This window comes from Gordonia sp. (in: high G+C Gram-positive bacteria), from assembly GCF_047600565.1.
GTDB lineage: Bacteria > Actinomycetota > Actinomycetes > Mycobacteriales > Mycobacteriaceae > Gordonia.
This window is the reverse complement of the sequence record NZ_JASGKN010000001.1, coordinates 190,166-205,018: the sequence shown is the minus strand read 5'-3', so window position 1 is coordinate 205,018 and position 14,853 is coordinate 190,166. Positions and strand designations below refer to the sequence as shown.

16 protein-coding genes are annotated in these 14,853 nt (G+C 69.2%); 8 read left to right on the top strand and 8 right to left on the bottom strand.

Features of this window, described 5'->3' with window-relative positions:
* The first annotated feature begins 1 nt into the window (after nt 1).
* The 3 genes from mycP to QM774_RS01050 are packed head-to-tail and all read left to right on the top strand — an operon-like array spanning nt 2 to nt 2,030.
* On the top strand, nt 2-1,339 hold the full coding sequence (gene mycP / locus QM774_RS01060) for a type VII secretion-associated serine protease mycosin (RefSeq protein ID WP_414974125.1): 1,338 nt from the start codon (nt 2-4) through the stop codon (nt 1,337-1,339).
* A gap of 23 nt (nt 1,340-1,362) precedes the next feature.
* Entirely contained in the window at nt 1,363-1,578 is a 216-nt protein-coding gene (locus QM774_RS01055; protein ID WP_414974124.1) for a type II toxin-antitoxin system VapB family antitoxin, read from the top strand.
* On the top strand, nt 1,563-2,030 hold the full coding sequence (locus QM774_RS01050; protein WP_414974123.1) for a PIN domain nuclease: 468 nt from the start codon (nt 1,563-1,565) through the stop codon (nt 2,028-2,030). The genes QM774_RS01055 and QM774_RS01050 overlap by 16 nt, the downstream gene beginning before the upstream one ends.
* On the opposite strand, the gene QM774_RS01045 is transcribed toward QM774_RS01050, so the two are convergent.
* A complete protein-coding gene (locus tag QM774_RS01045) occupies nt 1,976-2,548 on the bottom strand; it encodes a TetR/AcrR family transcriptional regulator (protein ID WP_414974122.1) in 573 nt (190 codons plus the stop codon). The two genes, QM774_RS01050 and QM774_RS01045, sit on opposite strands and share 55 nt — an antisense overlap.
* Nucleotides 2,549-2,666: 118 nt before the next feature.
* On the opposite strand from QM774_RS01045, the gene QM774_RS01040 reads away from it, so the two are divergent.
* Nucleotides 2,667-3,494: an alpha/beta fold hydrolase gene (locus QM774_RS01040; protein WP_414974121.1), complete on the top strand. Its 828-nt coding sequence runs from the start codon at nt 2,667-2,669 to the stop codon at nt 3,492-3,494.
* A 121-nt stretch (nt 3,495-3,615) separates the two neighbouring features.
* Here QM774_RS01040 and nrdF read toward each other — a convergent pair whose 3' ends face one another.
* Nucleotides 3,616-4,617, bottom strand: coding sequence for a class 1b ribonucleoside-diphosphate reductase subunit beta (gene nrdF, locus QM774_RS01035; RefSeq protein ID WP_414974120.1), 1,002 nt, complete (start codon nt 4,615-4,617; stop codon nt 3,616-3,618).
* A gap of 224 nt (nt 4,618-4,841) precedes the next feature.
* On the opposite strand from nrdF, the gene QM774_RS01030 reads away from it, so the two are divergent.
* Both QM774_RS01030 and QM774_RS01025 read left to right on the top strand, forming a co-directional pair.
* Nucleotides 4,842-5,480: an LON peptidase substrate-binding domain-containing protein gene (locus QM774_RS01030; protein WP_414974119.1), complete on the top strand. Its 639-nt coding sequence runs from the start codon at nt 4,842-4,844 to the stop codon at nt 5,478-5,480.
* Between the two features lie 128 nt (nt 5,481-5,608).
* A complete protein-coding gene (locus tag QM774_RS01025; RefSeq protein ID WP_414974118.1) occupies nt 5,609-7,294 on the top strand; it encodes a serine/threonine-protein kinase in 1,686 nt (561 codons plus the stop codon).
* Nucleotides 7,295-7,318: 24 nt separating this feature from the next.
* Here the strand turns inward: QM774_RS01025 and QM774_RS01020 are convergent, their stop codons facing one another.
* The 5 genes from QM774_RS01020 to QM774_RS01000 form a co-directional block, all read right to left on the bottom strand.
* A complete protein-coding gene (locus tag QM774_RS01020) occupies nt 7,319-7,660 on the bottom strand; it encodes a hypothetical protein (protein WP_414974117.1) in 342 nt (113 codons plus the stop codon).
* 13 nt (nt 7,661-7,673) lie between these two features.
* Nucleotides 7,674-9,887: a class 1b ribonucleoside-diphosphate reductase subunit alpha gene (gene nrdE, locus QM774_RS01015; RefSeq protein WP_414974116.1), complete on the bottom strand. Its 2,214-nt coding sequence runs from the start codon at nt 9,885-9,887 to the stop codon at nt 7,674-7,676.
* Between the two features lie 77 nt (nt 9,888-9,964).
* Nucleotides 9,965-10,471, bottom strand: a complete 507-nt coding sequence (gene nrdI, locus QM774_RS01010; protein WP_414974115.1) for a class Ib ribonucleoside-diphosphate reductase assembly flavoprotein NrdI — start codon at nt 10,469-10,471, stop codon at nt 9,965-9,967.
* A 14-nt stretch (nt 10,472-10,485) separates the two neighbouring features.
* Complete coding sequence (gene nrdH / locus QM774_RS01005) at nt 10,486-10,755, bottom strand: glutaredoxin-like protein NrdH (RefSeq protein WP_414974114.1); 270 nt, start codon at nt 10,753-10,755, stop codon at nt 10,486-10,488.
* A 242-nt stretch (nt 10,756-10,997) separates the two neighbouring features.
* On the bottom strand, nt 10,998-11,561 hold the full coding sequence (locus QM774_RS01000; RefSeq protein ID WP_414974113.1) for an NAD(P)H-dependent oxidoreductase: 564 nt from the start codon (nt 11,559-11,561) through the stop codon (nt 10,998-11,000).
* A 139-nt stretch (nt 11,562-11,700) separates the two neighbouring features.
* Between QM774_RS01000 and QM774_RS00995 the strand changes: the two genes are divergently transcribed.
* The gene (locus QM774_RS00995) at nt 11,701-12,330 is read left to right on the top strand and encodes a TetR/AcrR family transcriptional regulator (RefSeq protein ID WP_414974112.1); all 630 of its coding nucleotides are present in this window, start codon (nt 11,701-11,703) and stop codon (nt 12,328-12,330) included.
* A 9-nt stretch (nt 12,331-12,339) separates the two neighbouring features.
* On the opposite strand, the gene eccB is transcribed toward QM774_RS00995, so the two are convergent.
* Nucleotides 12,340-13,737: a type VII secretion protein EccB gene (gene eccB / locus QM774_RS00990; RefSeq protein ID WP_414974111.1), complete on the bottom strand. Its 1,398-nt coding sequence runs from the start codon at nt 13,735-13,737 to the stop codon at nt 12,340-12,342.
* A 116-nt stretch (nt 13,738-13,853) separates the two neighbouring features.
* On the opposite strand from eccB, the gene QM774_RS00985 reads away from it, so the two are divergent.
* Complete coding sequence (locus QM774_RS00985; protein WP_414974110.1) at nt 13,854-14,852, top strand: type VII secretion protein EccE; 999 nt, start codon at nt 13,854-13,856, stop codon at nt 14,850-14,852.
* The last annotated feature ends 1 nt before the right edge of the window (nt 14,853 follow it).

Genomic DNA, 14,853 nt, shown 5'->3' with positions numbered 1-14,853 from the left:
CATGTGGCAGCGCGCGGTACAGTGCGTCGCCGCGATCGTCGTCGTGTGGTCGGCTTCGCCCGCTCCCGCACACGCTGACCGGCCGGCGCGACTGCCCTCCGACGCCGGCACGGTCACCGCGGCGCCGATCGCTCCGGCAGAGACGACCCGGCGGGTCACCGGCTGCGCCAGGACGGCCGGCTCGATCACCGATGCGCAGGCCCCGCCGGCCGGGCATCGGCTGCTCGGGGTCGGTGACGCGTGGCGGTTCAGCCGCGGCGCCGGGGTACGGGTCGCCGTCATCGACACGGGCGTCACGCCGCATCCGCGTCTGCCCAGGATCGCCGCCGGCGGCGACTACGTGACCGGCGGCAGCGGCCTGGACGACTGCGATCTCCACGGCACACTGATCGCCGGGATCATCGCTGCCCGCCCCTCCGATGCGGACGGCTTCGCCGGGGTCGCTCCGGATGCCGAGATCATCTCGATCCGTCAGTCGAGTGGTGCGTACACGGCGGACCGGCGCTCGATCGGGGACGGCGTGTCGGTCGGCGCCGGCTACGGGCCGTTGTCGACGCTGGCCCGGTCGGTGGTCCGTGCCGTCGATCTGGGCGCCGACGTCGTCAACATCTCGGAGGTGGCGTGTGGCACCGACGGCGCCGTACCCGACGACGCCGCGCTGGCGGCGGCACTGCGTCACGCGGTCGATCACGACGTGGTGGTGGTCGCGGCGGCCGGCAACGTGGCCGCCGGAGGCGGATGTCCGGCCCAGAATCGGCTCTCCGATCCCGAACACGCCTGGGAATCGGCCGTCACCGTACCCACGCCGGCACGGTTCGGGCGGGAGATCCTCACGGTCGGTGCCGTGGACGCCGATTCCGGGGAGCCCGCCGAGTTCAGCCTCCACGGCCCCTGGGTGACCCTGGCAGCGCCGGGCACCCAGATCCTCAGCGTCGTCGCCGGCGAATTGGTCGGCGCCCTGGATTCCGAGAGCGGACCGCGCACGCTGGCGGGGACGAGCTATGCCGCCGCCTACGTGTCCGGTGCAGCGGCCCTCGTCCGGTCCCGGTATCCGGACCTGACCGCGAATCAGGTGGCGACGCGTCTCATCCGGACCGCGCACGGTGGTCCTGCCCGGGATCCTGTCACCGGTTTCGGCGTGGTCGACCCGGTGGCCGCGTTGACCGCGGAGCTGCCGGCCGACGGCGCGCTGCCCGATCCTGACGCCGTCGCCACCGTCGACGCTCCCCCGCCCCGCCCGGACGGCTCGCCGCGACTCTGGGCGATCGGCCTGACGGCCGCCGGCTGCCTCGCTGCCCTTGCCGTGGTCTGGTCTCTCACTCGGGGGCACCGGCTGTGACAGTGGAGGTGTATTCTTGGTGTATGAGCCGCACAAACATCGATATCGATGACGATCTGGTCGGCGAAGTGATGCGCCGGTTCGATGTGCGCACCAAGAAGGAGGCGGTCGACCTCGCGCTTCGGCGGCTGGTCGGCACTCCCGTCACCCGAGAGTTTCTACAGGACCTGAACGGCATCGGCTGGGGCGGGGATCTAGGGGAACTTCGCTCAGGCGACGATCCGTGGAGCACCGAGTGATCCTGGTCGACACCTCGGCCTGGGTCGAATACCTGCGGGACACCGACGATCCGGTCGTCGGCGAGCTGAAGAGTCTCATCCAGGCCGGTGCGGAGCTCGCCACCAGCGAGCCGATCATCATGGAGTTGCTGGCCGGCGCCGACACTCCGCTCCGTGACGCGGCGATCACCCGCCTGACGAACGGCCTGCCACTGCTGAGCGTGGACACCGCCCTGGACTATCGCGCCGCCGCGCAGCTCTTCGTCGCCTCACGTGCCGCCGGCCACCGGATCAGAAGCCTGAACGACTGCCTGATCGCCGCGATCGCGGTCCGCCACGGAGTGCCGTTGCTGCATCGCGACCGCGACTTCGCCTATCTGGCGCAGGTGACGCCGCTTCGCCTCCACACCGTCGGGGTTCAGCGCCCGCCGGCTGCATCGAGAAGCACCGCGGCGGCCGCACGTGCGACCTGAGCCGTGTCGGGGGTTCCGTCGATGGCGGCCGTGGTCTGGGCGCCTTCGGCCAGGAGGGCGAGCTGTGGGCCGAGTTCGGCCGGGCCGCCGAACTCGGCGACGAGGTCGGTCAGCTGCCGCCGGAAGCCGTCCTTCTGGGCTCGCACGGCCCGGGCGACGTCGGGTGCGACCGCCCCGAGCTCACCGAAGGCGTTGACGAACAGGCACCCGCGGAAGTCGTCGTCGCCGAACCAGTCGCCGAGGAAGTCGAAGACGGCGAGCAGCTTGCCCCGCGGGTCGGGTGCCGCCGCGATCGCCGCCTCCAGCCGGGCGTTCCACTGCTCGCTCTGACAGCTCAGCACTTCCAGGAGCAGCGCATCCTTGGAGGGGAAGGCCGCGTACAGCCGCTTGAGCGGGACCCCGGCCTCGGTGCGCACCGCGTCCATTCCGACGGCCTGCACTCCACGGGTGTAGAAGAGGCGGCTCGCGGCCGCGAGCACGCGGTCGCGGTCCGATGTCGCATCGGCGTTCACAGTCATCTCGACCTCCGTTTCGCTTCCGGCGAACGTTCTGCGGTTGCGCCGAGAACGTTCGTTCTCTAGCGTAGCCGATGCGAGGTGAGAACGATCGTTCTCACCGATTCATGAGGAGGAAGTCATGTCGTACATCACTGTCGGTCAGGAGAATTCGACCCCGACCGAGCTCTACTACGAGGACCACGGAAGCGGCCGGCCGGTGGTGCTGATCCACGGCTATCCGCTCGACGGAAGTTCGTGGGAGCGCCAGACGCGGGAGCTGCTCGACCGCGGCTACCGCGTGATCACCTACGACCGGCGCGGGTTCGGCCGATCCAGCAAGGTGACGACCGGCTACGACTACGACACGTTCGCCGCCGACCTGGACAGCGTGTTGACCGCTCTCGATCTGACCGACGTGATCCTCGTCGGGTTCTCGATGGGGACCGGCGAACTGGGCCGATACACCACTCGGTACGGCGCCGACCGCGTCGCCAAGTACGTGTTCCTCGGTTCCGTCGAACCCGGCATGCTCGGCGAGGGCGTTCCGCAGGAGCAGTTCGACGGCATCGCCGCGACGGCCAAGGCGGATCGGTTCGCCTGGTTCACCGCGTTCTACCGCGACTTCTACAACCTCGATGAGAATCTCGGTTCACGCATCAGCCAGCAGGTGGTCGACGCGAACTGGCAGACCGCGATCGGCAGCGCACCGGTCGCCGCCTACGCGGTGGTGCCGTCCTGGATCGAGGACTTCACCGGAGACGTCGCGGCGGTGCGGGCCAGCGGCAAGCCGGCGCTGATCGTGCACGGCACCGCCGACAACATCCTGCCGATCGATGCGACCGGCCGGCCGTTCCACGCGGCCTTCCCCGAGGCGGAGTACACCGAGATCCCCGGCGCCCCGCACGGCATGCTCTGGACGCACGCCGACGAGGTGAACCAGGCGATCCTCCCGTTCATCGAGAACTGAACGAGCGGCGGAGGAGAGCCGCGGATCAGAAGTGGCAAGCAACAGGCGGCCGAGGGCTATTTGCCCTCGGCCGGCCTGTAGCTGCCACCTTTTGGCGGCATTGACATTGATCCGGGGCTTGTCAAAAGTCCCAGTCTTCGTCTTCGGTGTTGACGGCCTTGCCGATCACGTACGAGCTGCCCGAGCCGGAGAAGAAGTCGTGGTTCTCGTCGGCGTTCGGGGACAGCGCGGACAGGATGGCCGGGTTCACGTCGGTCTCGTCCTTCGGGAACATCGCCTCGTAGCCCAGGTTCATCAGCGCCTTGTTGGCGTTGTAGCGCAGGAACTTCTTGACGTCCTCGGTCAGACCCACCTCGTCGTACAGGGTCTCGGTGTAGTCGGACTCGTTGTCGTACAGCTCGAAGAGCAGCTCGAACGTGTAGTCCTTCAACTCGTTGCGACGTTCAGGGGTCTCGGTCTCCAGCCCGCGCTGGTACTTGTAGCCGATGTAGTAGCCGTGCACGGCCTCGTCGCGGATGATCAGGCGGATCAGGTCGGCGGTGTTCGTGAGCTTGGCGCGCGAACTCCAGTACATCGGCAGGTAGAAGCCCGAGTAGAAGAGGAACGACTCGAGCAGGGTCGAGGCGACCTTCCGCTTGAGGGGGTCGTCACCGCGGTAGTAGTCCATGACGATCCGCGCCTTGCGCTGGAGGTTCTCGTTCTCCTCCGACCAGCGGAACGCCTCGTCGATCTCCTTGGTCGAGCACAGCGTCGAGAAGATCGAGCTGTAGCTCTTCGCGTGCACCGACTCCATGAACGCGATGTTGGTGAGTACCGCCTCCTCATGCGGGGTGGTGGCGTCCGGGATCAGCGAGACCGCGCCCACGGTGCCCTGGATGGTGTCCAGCAGCGTCAGGCCCGTGAAGACCCGCATCGTGAGCTCTTTCTCGTGCTCGGTGAGGGTGCCCCAGGACGGGATGTCGTTCGACACCGGCACCTTCTCCGGCAGCCAGAAGTTACCGGTCAACCGGTCCCAGACCTCGGCGTCCTTCTCGTCCGGAACACGGTTCCAGTTGATGGCGCTGACACGATCGACGAGCTTGATCGGCGCGCCTTCGGCGGGGCTGTGAGCGGACGCAGTCATGACACCTCGGGTTCTTCTGCATGTCTGAATAGAACGCCTCCAAGACTACTCGTTGTGTCTGACGGCCCGACACACCACAAGATGGTGTGTCTCGCCCGCATCGGCGTGTCGCCTGGATCACGTTTCTCGGCGTGTCGCCGACGGCACGAGGCATCCGTGCAGATCACCGCGCCGCGCGCCCCGCGATCCCCGCATCCGGCGCCGTCCGCGGGCAGACTGAAGCCATGACGGTGCAGCCGATGTTCCCCCTCGAGCACGTCCTGCTGCCCGGCGAACCGCTCCGCCTGAACGTCTTCGAACCGCGCTACCGGGCGATGGTCCGCGACCTCCTCGACGGCGACGGCACCTTCGGGGTGACCCTCATCGAACGTGGCAGCGAGGTCGGCGGCGGCGACGTGCGCACCGACGTCGGCACACTCGCCCTCGTTATGGGCCACCACGAGCTCCCGGACGGGCGGATCATGCTCGCCTGCCAGGGAACCGACCGGTTCACCGTGACCCGATGGCTCCCCGACGACCCCTATCCGCGCGCCGAGACCGAGCCGTGGCCCGACGAACCGGTCGACCCCGACGCTTGGGACGGCATCCGCCGACGCTTCACCACACCGCTCGCCGAACTGCAGGACATCGTCGACCAAGCCGCCGCCCGCGCCGGCAGCCCGTCCCCCGGCCCCATCGGTGCACCCGAGGACGCCTCCCCCACCGACTACACCTACGACACCACCTCGGCGCTGCCCTTCACGCAACTGGACCGGCACGCGATCCTGTCCGCCGCCGGCCCGGCCGCACGGATCGACGCGATGGCCAAGGCGCTCGACGACGTCCTCCCCCTCGTCCGGGCCCGCATGCTGCCCGACGACTGAGCCGGTCGGCAATCGGACATCCCGGGCGTCATCCGAACGTCCGACAGCAGCGCGCGTCGATTCCCGTCCCCCGGGTCGTGAGCCGTTCCGGCCCCTAGGATGACGCGTAACGCAGAGGGAGAATCGGGATGACTGACGACAAGTCCACGCAGGCGGGCGCGGACGCCGAGAAGACGCCGGCGAGCCGGTCCACGGCGAAGAAGGCACCAGCGAAGAAGGCGCCTGCCAAGAAGGCCGCCGCGAAGAAGGCGCCCGCCAAGAAGGCTCCGGCGTCGACGGCGCAGACCGGCCGGGCCGGCGAGACGTTCGGCCCGTACGAACTCCAGGAACTTCTCGGCCGCGGCGGCATGGGCGAGGTCTACCGCGCCCACGACACCAACCGCGACCGGATCGACCGGATCGTGGCGTTGAAGCTTCTGCCGGCGAACCTCGCGGAGGATCCCACCTTCCAGGAACGCTTCCGTCGTGAAGCCCAGACCGTCGCCCGGCTCGATGAGCCGCACGTCATCCCGATCCACGATTTCGGTGAGATCGACGGCCAGCTGTACCTCGACATGCGTCTGGTCAACGGCAAGGACCTGCGCAGCATGCTCCGCGAGGGCGGCGCGCTGCCCCCGGAGCAGGCCGTCACCCTCGTCGAGCAGGTCGCTTCCGCCCTCGACGCCGCGCACGCCGCCGGTCTGATCCACCGCGACGTGAAGCCGGAGAACGTTTTGGTGACCGGCAAGGACTTCGCCTACCTGGTCGACTTCGGTGTCGCCCACGCGGAGACCGACACCCACCTCACCCAGACCGGCACCGCGATCGGATCGACCGCCTACATGGCGCCCGAGCAGTTCGAAGAGGGTCCGGTCGGTCCCGGGGTGGACGTGTACGCCTTGGCGTCGGTCCTGTTCGAGCTGCTGACCGGCCGTCAGCCGTACCCCGGTAAGTCGGTGTCCACCATCACCAAGGGCGTGCTGTTCGGCGACGTCCCGGTGGCGAGTTCGGTCAATCCGGCCATCACCCCGGCGATGGACAGCGTGCTCGGCTGGGGTCTGGCCAAGTCTCCCGAACAGCGGTGCCCCACGGCCACCGAGCTCGCCGCCGCCGCGCGCGCGGCGCTCTCCGGGGTGTATCCGCCGGTCGCCGACAACAGCACCACCAGTCTGGTCGGCGGCCTCGGTGCTGCACCGACCACGACCATCCCGACGCCGTCGGCCGCACCGGTTCCGAGCCTGTTCGGCCCGTCGTCGACGTTGCCGCATCCGACGGGCACCATCACCGACCCGGGCGCGATGAACGCGTACCAGCAGCCCGGCTACCCGAGTGCCTACCCGCCGCCACCGCCACCCGCACCGCAGCAGCCGGCACGTCGCAGCGGCACCCTGACCGGCGCACTCGTGGCGCTCGGCATCCTCCTGGCCGCGCTCGTCGGCGTCGGCGTGTGGCTGTTCACCAGCAAGTCGCACGACGACAAGGATCTGCAGGCCGCCGGCAGCACCGTGACCACCCTCGTCACCGACGGTGAGACGACCACCGTCACCGTTCCCGCCGATTCGGGTCCGCTGCCCGCCGACCTGCCGGCCGGCGCCAAGCCGTGTCCCGGAATCCCGGGACTGGCGACGCATGAGGGCCGTAAGACGAGCTGCGAGTTCGCCGAGAGCGTCCGGGACGCCTACATCTCGGCCGGTCCGCGCGGCGAGACCCGCGTGGTGAACGGCTGGGCGCCCACCCAGCAGGCGTCGGTACCGATGACCTGCAGTCCGCTCGATGAGGACGACAGCATCATCGTCTGCCGCGGCGGCACCCAGTCGATCGTCTACCTGTACTGAGTCGCCGCGACCGGCTCCCGGGGGTCACGCCAGTCCGGCGTGCTCCAGTCCGTCGCGGACGGCCCGGCACGCCCGGCGGAAGTGCCGGGTCACACGCATGGCGGTGAGGGCTCCGACGCCCGCCGCGAACCCCTCGGCACCGGTGCTGTTCTTCGCCAGCACCAGCGCATCCGGCGTCGCGGTCACCCCGATGCGGAGCTTCCGTGAACGGCGTCTGGTGATCTCCTCGCCGCCCTCGTGGGCGACCGCCGAGTCGGGGCCCTGCGGCACCCACAGGTAGCCGTGGGACTCGAGCACCGAGCGGGCGACGCCGAGAGCGTCACCGCCGGCGGTGCCGGGGGTCAGCGTGATGGTTTCCGAGGTCACGACGGCCTCATCTCTAGAGCGTGCAGGACACGCACTCGTCCACAGCGGTGCCCTCCAGCGCCATCTGGCGCAGACGGATGTAGTACAGCGTCTTGATGCCCTTGCGCCATGCGTAGATCTGCGCCCGGTTGACGTCACGCGTGGTCGCGGTGTCCTTGAAGAACAGGGTCAGACTCAGACCCTGATCGACGTGCTGCGTGGCCGCGGCATAGGTGTCGATGATCTTCTCGTAGCCGATCTCGTACGCGTCCTCGTAGTACTCCTGATTGTCGTTCGTCAGGTACGGGGCCGGGTAGTAGGCGCGACCGATCTTGCCTTCCTTGCGGATCTCGATCTTCGCGGCCACCGGGTGGATCGAACTGGTCGAGTGGTTGATGTAGCTGATCGAACCGGTCGGCGGCACGGCCTGCAGGTTCTGGTTGTAGATGCCGTCCCGCTGGACGTCCTTCTTCAGCTCTGCCCAATCGTCCTGCGTGGGGATCTCGATGCCGGCGTCGGCGAACAGGCCGCGCACCTTGTCGGTGGCCGGCTCCCACACCTGATCGGTGTACTTGTCGAAGAACTCCCCGCTGGCGTACTTGCTGTCCTCGAATCCGGCGAACGCCGAACCGCGCTCGCGGGCCAGCTTGTTCGACGCCTTCAGCGCATGGAACAGCACCGTGTAGAAGTACACGTTCGTAAAGTCGATGCCTTCGTCGCTGCCGTAGAAGATGCGCTCGCGGGCCAGGTATCCGTGCAGGTTCATCTGCCCCAGGCCGATCGCGTGACCCTCGTCGTTGGCACGCCGGATCGACGGCACCGAATCGATCGACGTCTGATCGGCGACCGCCGTCAGACCGCGGATCGCGGTCTCGATGGTGTGCCCGAAGTCAGGCGAATCCATCGCCTTCGCGATGTTGAGCGAACCCAGGTTGCACGAGATGTCCTTACCGACGTGGCTGTAGGACAGGTCGTCGTTGAAGGTCGACGGCGTCGAGACCTGAAGGATCTCCGAGCACAGGTTCGAGTGGGTGATCTTGCCCTTCACCGGGTTCGACCGGTTCACCGTGTCCTCGAACATGATGTACGGGTAGCCGGACTCGAACTGCAGCTCGGCGAGGGTCTGGAAGAACTCGCGGGCCTTGATCTTCGACTTGCGGATCCGGCCGTCCTCGACCATCTCGTGGTACAGCTCCGACACGTTGATGTCGGCGAACGGCTTGCCGTAGATGCGCTCGACGTCGTACGGGCTGAACAGGTACATGTCGTCGTTGTTCTTGGCCAGCTCGAACGTGATGTCCGGGATGACGACGCCCAGGCTGAGGGTCTTGATGCGGATCTTCTCGTCCGCGTTCTCCCGCTTGGTGTCCAGGAACCGGTAGATGTCCGGGTGATGCGCGTGCAGGTAGACCGCACCCGCGCCCTGACGGGCACCGAGCTGGTTGGCGTAGCTGAAGGAGTCCTCCAGCAGCTTCATGATCGGGATGACACCCGAGCTCTGGTTCTCGATCTTCTTGATCGGGGCGCCGTGCTCGCGGACGTTGCTCAGCAGCAGCGCCACACCGCCGCCGCGCTTGGACAGCTGCAGCGCCGAGTTGATGGAGCGGCCGATCGACTCCATGTTGTCCTCGATACGGAGCAGGAAGCACGACACCGGCTCACCGCGCTGCTTCTTGCCCGAGTTCAGGAACGTGGGGGTGGCCGGCTGGAAGCGGCCGTCGATGATCTCGTCGACCAGGCTGCGGGCCAGAGCCGTGTCGCCGTCGGCGAGGGTCAGCGCCACCATGCAGACACGATCCTCGAAGCGCTCGAGGTAACGCTTGCCGTCGAACGTCTTCAGCGTGTAGCTGGTGTAGTACTTGAACGCGCCGAGGAAGGTCGGGAAGCGGAACTTCTTGCCGTAGGCGTGGCCGAACAGCAGCTTCACGAACTCGCGGTCGTACTTGTTCAGCACCTCCGGCTCGTAGTAGTTCTCCTTGATCAGGTAGTCGAGCTTCTCGTCCAGATCGTGGAAGAACACCGTGTTCTGGTTGACGTGCTGCAGGAAGTACTGGCGGGCGGCCATCCGGTCCTTGTCGAACTGGATCTTGCCGTCCTTGTCGTACAGGTTCAGCATCGCGTTGAGGGCGTGGTAGTCCAGTTCGCCCGGGTCGTGCCCGGCCGGACCGGCGTGCACGCCGGAAACGCTCGCCGACACGGTGCTGTCGGACGGGCTGGTCTCGGTCACGGGGACTGCGGTGGGCGACAAGGGAACTCCTCGGGTACTGCGCTGGTGAAGTGCGGGGGTCGTGAACTGGTCTCGTGGGGACGGGGATGTCGCCCGGGTCAGCCGAAGGCCGGTCCGGCGGCGAACTCGGTCAGGCCGGCGCGAACGCGGTCGACGTCGTCGGTGGTGCCCATCAGTTCGAAGCGATACAGGTAGGGCACCTGGCACTTGCGGGCGATGATGTCGCCGGCCATTCCGAACTCCTCGCCGAAGTTCGTGTTGCCGGCGGCGATCACTCCGCGGATCAGTGACCGGTTGTGCTCGTCGTTGAGGAACCGGATCACCTGCTTGGGCACGTAGCCGCCGCCCGCATGGGCGGCGACGGTGCCCAGATCACTGATCTTTCCGCCGCCGTAGGTCGGGCAGACCAGCACGTAGGGTTCGTCCACCGTGATCGTCAGGTCCCGGCCGAGCACCGGGATCCGGAGGGTGCGCGCCCCGAGCTTCTGGACGAAGCGGTGCGTGTTCTCCGAGACGGACGAGAAGTAGACGATCAGGGGCAGCTCGGCACCGTCGCCCGACCCGGAGCGCGAGGCCCGGGAACGATCGTCGACGGCGGTGGTCATGACAAGCGGTCGGATCAGGCGGCGCGGGTGGCGACGGCCTTGATGCGATCGGGACGGAAGCCCGACCAGTGCTCAGCTGCCAGACCCGGCCCGCTCGCTTCGCTCCCGGCACCGTCGACGACGACGACCGGCGCCTGCAGGTAGCCGAGAGCCATCACGTAGTCGCGGGCCTCGTCGTCCTGGCTGATGTCGACGACCTTGTACTCCAGACCGTGCTTGTCCAGCGCCTTGTAGGTCGCGTTGCACTGCACGCATGCCGGCTTGGTGTAGACGGTGATGGTCATCGCGGACTCCTTGGGACGCTGGTGGCTTATGGGTGCTGGATCGCTGCTGCTCAGACGGGGAATCACGCGCTTGTGGTTCCTGTGGCGAATGTCTCCCCCTCGAACACCCTGAACACTACACCTTGTGTCCGACATTTCGGTGCACCACAAGAACTTGTGAATAACAATCGTGAAACTCGCAGGTCGCGATCGAGTAGTCCACAGGCTTTCCGGCGTGTCTCGGCGTGTCCGGCGTGTCGGATTCAGGCCCCCGCGGACACCGGTTCCAGGACCCCGTTCAGGGCTGCGGCGGCCTGCTCGGCGAGCTCGGCCGAGGTCTCGTCGAACTCGCCGCTGCGGACGCCGAAGTCGATCTCCTCGACCACGTGCCCGCCGGCGATCCCGACGGCGGTGCGCGCGTCCCGGCGCGCCCACTCGGCCGCGTGCGCACTCAGCGCCGCGCCGATCACCCCGACCGGCTTGCCGGTGAAGGCGCCCGCGCCGTAGGGCCGCGACAGCCAGTCGATCGCGTTCTTCAGGACCGCCGGCAGGCCGCCGTTGTATTCGGGGGTGGCGAGCAGGACCGCGTCGGCCGCCCCCACCTGTGTACGGAGGTCCTCGACGGCGTCGCCGTGCAGGCCGTCGGAGTCCAGGTCCTGGTTGTAGTACGGCAGCGTCGACAGGTCGTCGACGATCTGCACGTCGACGTCGGCGGGCGCGACCCCGGCGATCAGCCGGGCGAGTTTCCGGTTCACCGATTCCGCGCGCAGGCTGCCGACCAGGACGACGACGGTACGGGCCGCGGCGGGTGCAGTGTTCTCGGACATGGGGTCTCCTCGGGTTCGTTGGTACCTGTAGACGTAAAAGGACCGGAGTCCCGATGTCATCCCTTCTGCGCGGTGATACCCCTCACGACGTGCGGCACACCTTCCCGGTGTCTCCGACGCGTCGCGCTATCGTCTAGACATGGCCCCCGATCTGCGCAGACCGCTCGACGTCCAGGCGGTCCACGGACCGACCGCCTGCGGCGAGCGCGCCGATGCCGCCCGCAACCGGCAGTTGCTGCTGGCCGCGGCCAAGCAGCTGATCGACGATCAGGGCGCCGCCGCGGTCACCATGGACGCCGTCGCCCGTGAGGCCGGCGTCGGCAAGGGCACCGTCTTCCGCCGCTTCGGCAGCCGCACCGGCCTGATGATGGCTCTGCTCGATCACTCCGAGCGGGAACTGCAGCAGAACATCCTGAGCGGCCCCGAGCCGCTCGGCCCGGGCGGCGACCCCCTGGACCGGCTGATCGCCTACGGCCGCGCCCGGCTGAAGCAGACCGTCGATCACCTGGACATCCTTCTCGAAGCCGGGACCGACGATCCGGACCGGCTCAGCCACCCGGTGTGGGACATGTCCACCCGGCACGTGCAGTACCTGTTGAGTGAACTGGGATTCCCCGGCCGCCTGGACACGGTCGCCATCGCGGTGCAGGCGCCCCTGGAGGCGATCGCGGTGAACCATCTGCTCGAGGTCGCGGGCCTGTCGGCCGACCAGATCGCCGACGACTGGGAGAGGACCGTCCGCACCCTGGTCGCCGGACTCGACCGCTGACCGGCGGCGTCAGCGCGGCACGTCGCGTGCGGTGAGCGCCGACTCGCGGGTGAGCGCCGGACCGGGCGGCAACAGTCCGATCACCTCGGCCGGCGCCGGTGCCGGCGTCTCGCCGAGTCCCAGGATCGCGGCCGTCGGCCCGTCCGGCACCGGATACGCCACTCCGGCGTCGGTCACCAGATAGCGCGCACCGCGCCCGTCGGACCCGGCGCCGCTCAGTGCCACGTACGCCGCGGTGCCCGGCGTCAGATACACCCCGTCGAGTCCGGGTCCGTCACCGTCGGCGGCGGTCAGTGTCACCACACGCGCCCCGGCCGGCAACGGCAGATGCCCGGTGGCCAGCAGACTTCGCCGGGCCCGCTCCCCCGAAGCCTGCGACCATCGGCCGCACAGCACCGCGCGCTCACCGATCAGCGTGACCGGCCGTTCCGGGAAGCCGGTCACCGGCAGGGTCCGGCGCACCGGCACCGACGCCAGATCGGCCGGCGTCACCTCCGGTACCCGGGCCGGCGCCGCCGGATCGGCGGCGCGCAGCAGTTCGGCGGTGCCCTCGCCGACCGGCTGGATCCCGTCGGCCAGCACCATCGCGTACGACGCCCCGCCGTCGACGCCCACACTCCGGACCACCGTCCCGACGCTCACGCCCGCCAGCGGCCCCGGACCGGACCCGCCCCGGCCGTCGATGTCGGGGACCGCGAGGTCGTCGAGGGGCGGAAACGTGTTGAGCAGGGCCTCGCTGACGGGCCGCGGGACGGCGTCGTCGAGTCCGAAGACCCGTCGGACCGCCGCGTCGCCGAGGTCCACCCGGGCGCGGACCGGCTCGGGCGATCCGTCGCGGCGCCGCTGGTAGACCAGCCAGTCGTCGTCGCCGGCGCGGACCAGTGCCGCCGCCTCCACCGGCGCGGGCCGGACCGTCGGCGGCTCCGCCAGGACCGCCGTGCCCGCCGCCGGGTCGTCGCATACCGTCCACGACGACGCCGCCCGCTCACCGGGGACCGGCAGCGATGCCGGGGCACCGGGAATGCCGAGCGACGGTCCACGCGGAAAGGCGGCGAGCGCTTCGGTGGACACCGTCTTCACCTCGACGGGTTCCCCGAGGATCAGCCGGGCCGAGGCCAGATCGGACACCGGATGCATCACGTCGTCGACCAGCACGAACAGTGCGCCGGAACGGTCGGCGACGAGGCGGGCGTCGCCGACCGCGGGTTTCGGCCGGATCAGACCGTACAGTCCGGCACCGGCGACGATCAGGATCGCGATCACCAGGCCGGCGAACAGTGCCCGCCAGTGAGCCCGGAGCGGATCGTCGAGCATGCGCGCGTCGCGGCGGACGAGCGCGTGTTCGGCCCGGGCCACCCCGAACCGGTAGCCGCTGACCTGTGCGCGCGTGGTGAACTGTCGCGACATCCATCCCCCCGAATCGAAAGCCGTGTGCGTCACGGTAGGCGCGTTGTACCGTGACGCCACGCGTTCGCCGATCCTCGGTGAGGATCTGTGGACAAGCGACTCGGGGGAGGCGCGCGATGCGCAGTTCACGCGGGGATGCACCCGCTCCATTCGATGTGCCGTGCGACGACGGCGTCGTCGGGGTGCTGGCCGACGACCGCAGCCTGACGACGGTGCTGGCGTTCACACCGGGTCCGGCGCGCCCGGGTGTCACCGATCTGCTGCCGACCGATGTGGTGCATCGCTGGCGCAGCGGTCCCGACGCCGACGCCGTGGACGTGCGGGTGTTCACGCAGGAGGCGGCGATCGGGGGCGGTCCGGCCGGTGCCGCCTATCGCGGACTGCTCGGTCCGCTCCCCCTCGTCGCCCATCGCACCGTGCACCTGACGATCCGCTTCGACGCCCGCTCGGCGGTGGCCGCCCGGTACGGCACCGGCGGCGCCGGCGCACTGCGCGCCTGCCGGTCGGTGACCCGCCGGCTGATCGCCGCGCTGGGTGCCGCGGGAGTCGCGGCCCGGGCGCTGCCGGCGGCCGGGATCACCGCGGCCGCCGCGGCCATCGACCCGGCCGAGCCCACGGTCTACGCGTCGCGCGCCGACGAGCCGGTCCCGCTGACCGGTGACGGGATCCTGGTCGGCGCGGCCGACGACGGTTCCCCGGTCGCGATGCGTCTCGCCGGGCTTCCCCGGTGCGTGGTCGACGGCGGCACCGAACTCGCGGCGCGGCTGGCCGTGCGTCTCGTCGCGACGGGATCGTCGTGCGCGGTGTTCACCGACCGGCCGCAGTGCTGGCGACCGGTGGTCGATGCCGTCGGTGACCGATCCCTGCTGCATCCGGCGGCCGACGGCCCCGCGGACGTGCTGATCGACGACCGCGCCGGCCACCGCCTCGGCGCCGTGCCCGGCCGCACCGTGCTCGAGATCGGTGCCGGTACCCAGTCGAGTGAGCCGGTGATCCGGGAGGGTTCCGACGGCCGGCTGACGGTCTCCGGTGGCGGCCGGCGCCTCACGGTTGCGCCGGTCACGACGACCGCCGAGAGTGCACTGGTGCGGGCGCCGGTGGTCACCGGCCGCTGAG

Bases quoted from the DNA above. Each gene is read 5' to 3' on its own strand.
- nrdI (WP_414974115.1), bottom strand. From the start codon at position 10,471: ATGACCACCGCCGTCGACGATCGTTCCCGGGCCTCGCGCTCCGGGTCG.
- QM774_RS01045 (WP_414974122.1), bottom strand. From the start codon at position 2,548: ATGACTGTGAACGCCGATGCGACATCGGACCGCGACCGCGTGCTCGCG.
- QM774_RS01040 (WP_414974121.1), top strand. From the start codon at position 2,667: ATGTCGTACATCACTGTCGGTCAGGAGAATTCGACCCCGACCGAGCTC.
- QM774_RS00995 (WP_414974112.1), top strand. From the start codon at position 11,701: ATGGCCCCCGATCTGCGCAGACCGCTCGACGTCCAGGCGGTCCACGGA.
- mycP (WP_414974125.1), top strand. From the start codon at position 2: ATGTGGCAGCGCGCGGTACAGTGCGTCGCCGCGATCGTCGTCGTGTGG.
- nrdF (WP_414974120.1), bottom strand. From the start codon at position 4,617: ATGACTGCGTCCGCTCACAGCCCCGCCGAAGGCGCGCCGATCAAGCTC.
- QM774_RS01030 (WP_414974119.1), top strand. From the start codon at position 4,842: ATGACGGTGCAGCCGATGTTCCCCCTCGAGCACGTCCTGCTGCCCGGC.
- nrdH (WP_414974114.1), bottom strand. From the start codon at position 10,755: ATGACCATCACCGTCTACACCAAGCCGGCATGCGTGCAGTGCAACGCG.
- QM774_RS01055 (WP_414974124.1), top strand. From the start codon at position 1,363: ATGAGCCGCACAAACATCGATATCGATGACGATCTGGTCGGCGAAGTG.
- QM774_RS00985 (WP_414974110.1), top strand. From the start codon at position 13,854: ATGCGCAGTTCACGCGGGGATGCACCCGCTCCATTCGATGTGCCGTGC.
- eccB (WP_414974111.1), bottom strand. From the start codon at position 13,737: ATGTCGCGACAGTTCACCACGCGCGCACAGGTCAGCGGCTACCGGTTC.
- QM774_RS01025 (WP_414974118.1), top strand. From the start codon at position 5,609: ATGACTGACGACAAGTCCACGCAGGCGGGCGCGGACGCCGAGAAGACG.
- QM774_RS01000 (WP_414974113.1), bottom strand. From the start codon at position 11,561: ATGTCCGAGAACACTGCACCCGCCGCGGCCCGTACCGTCGTCGTCCTG.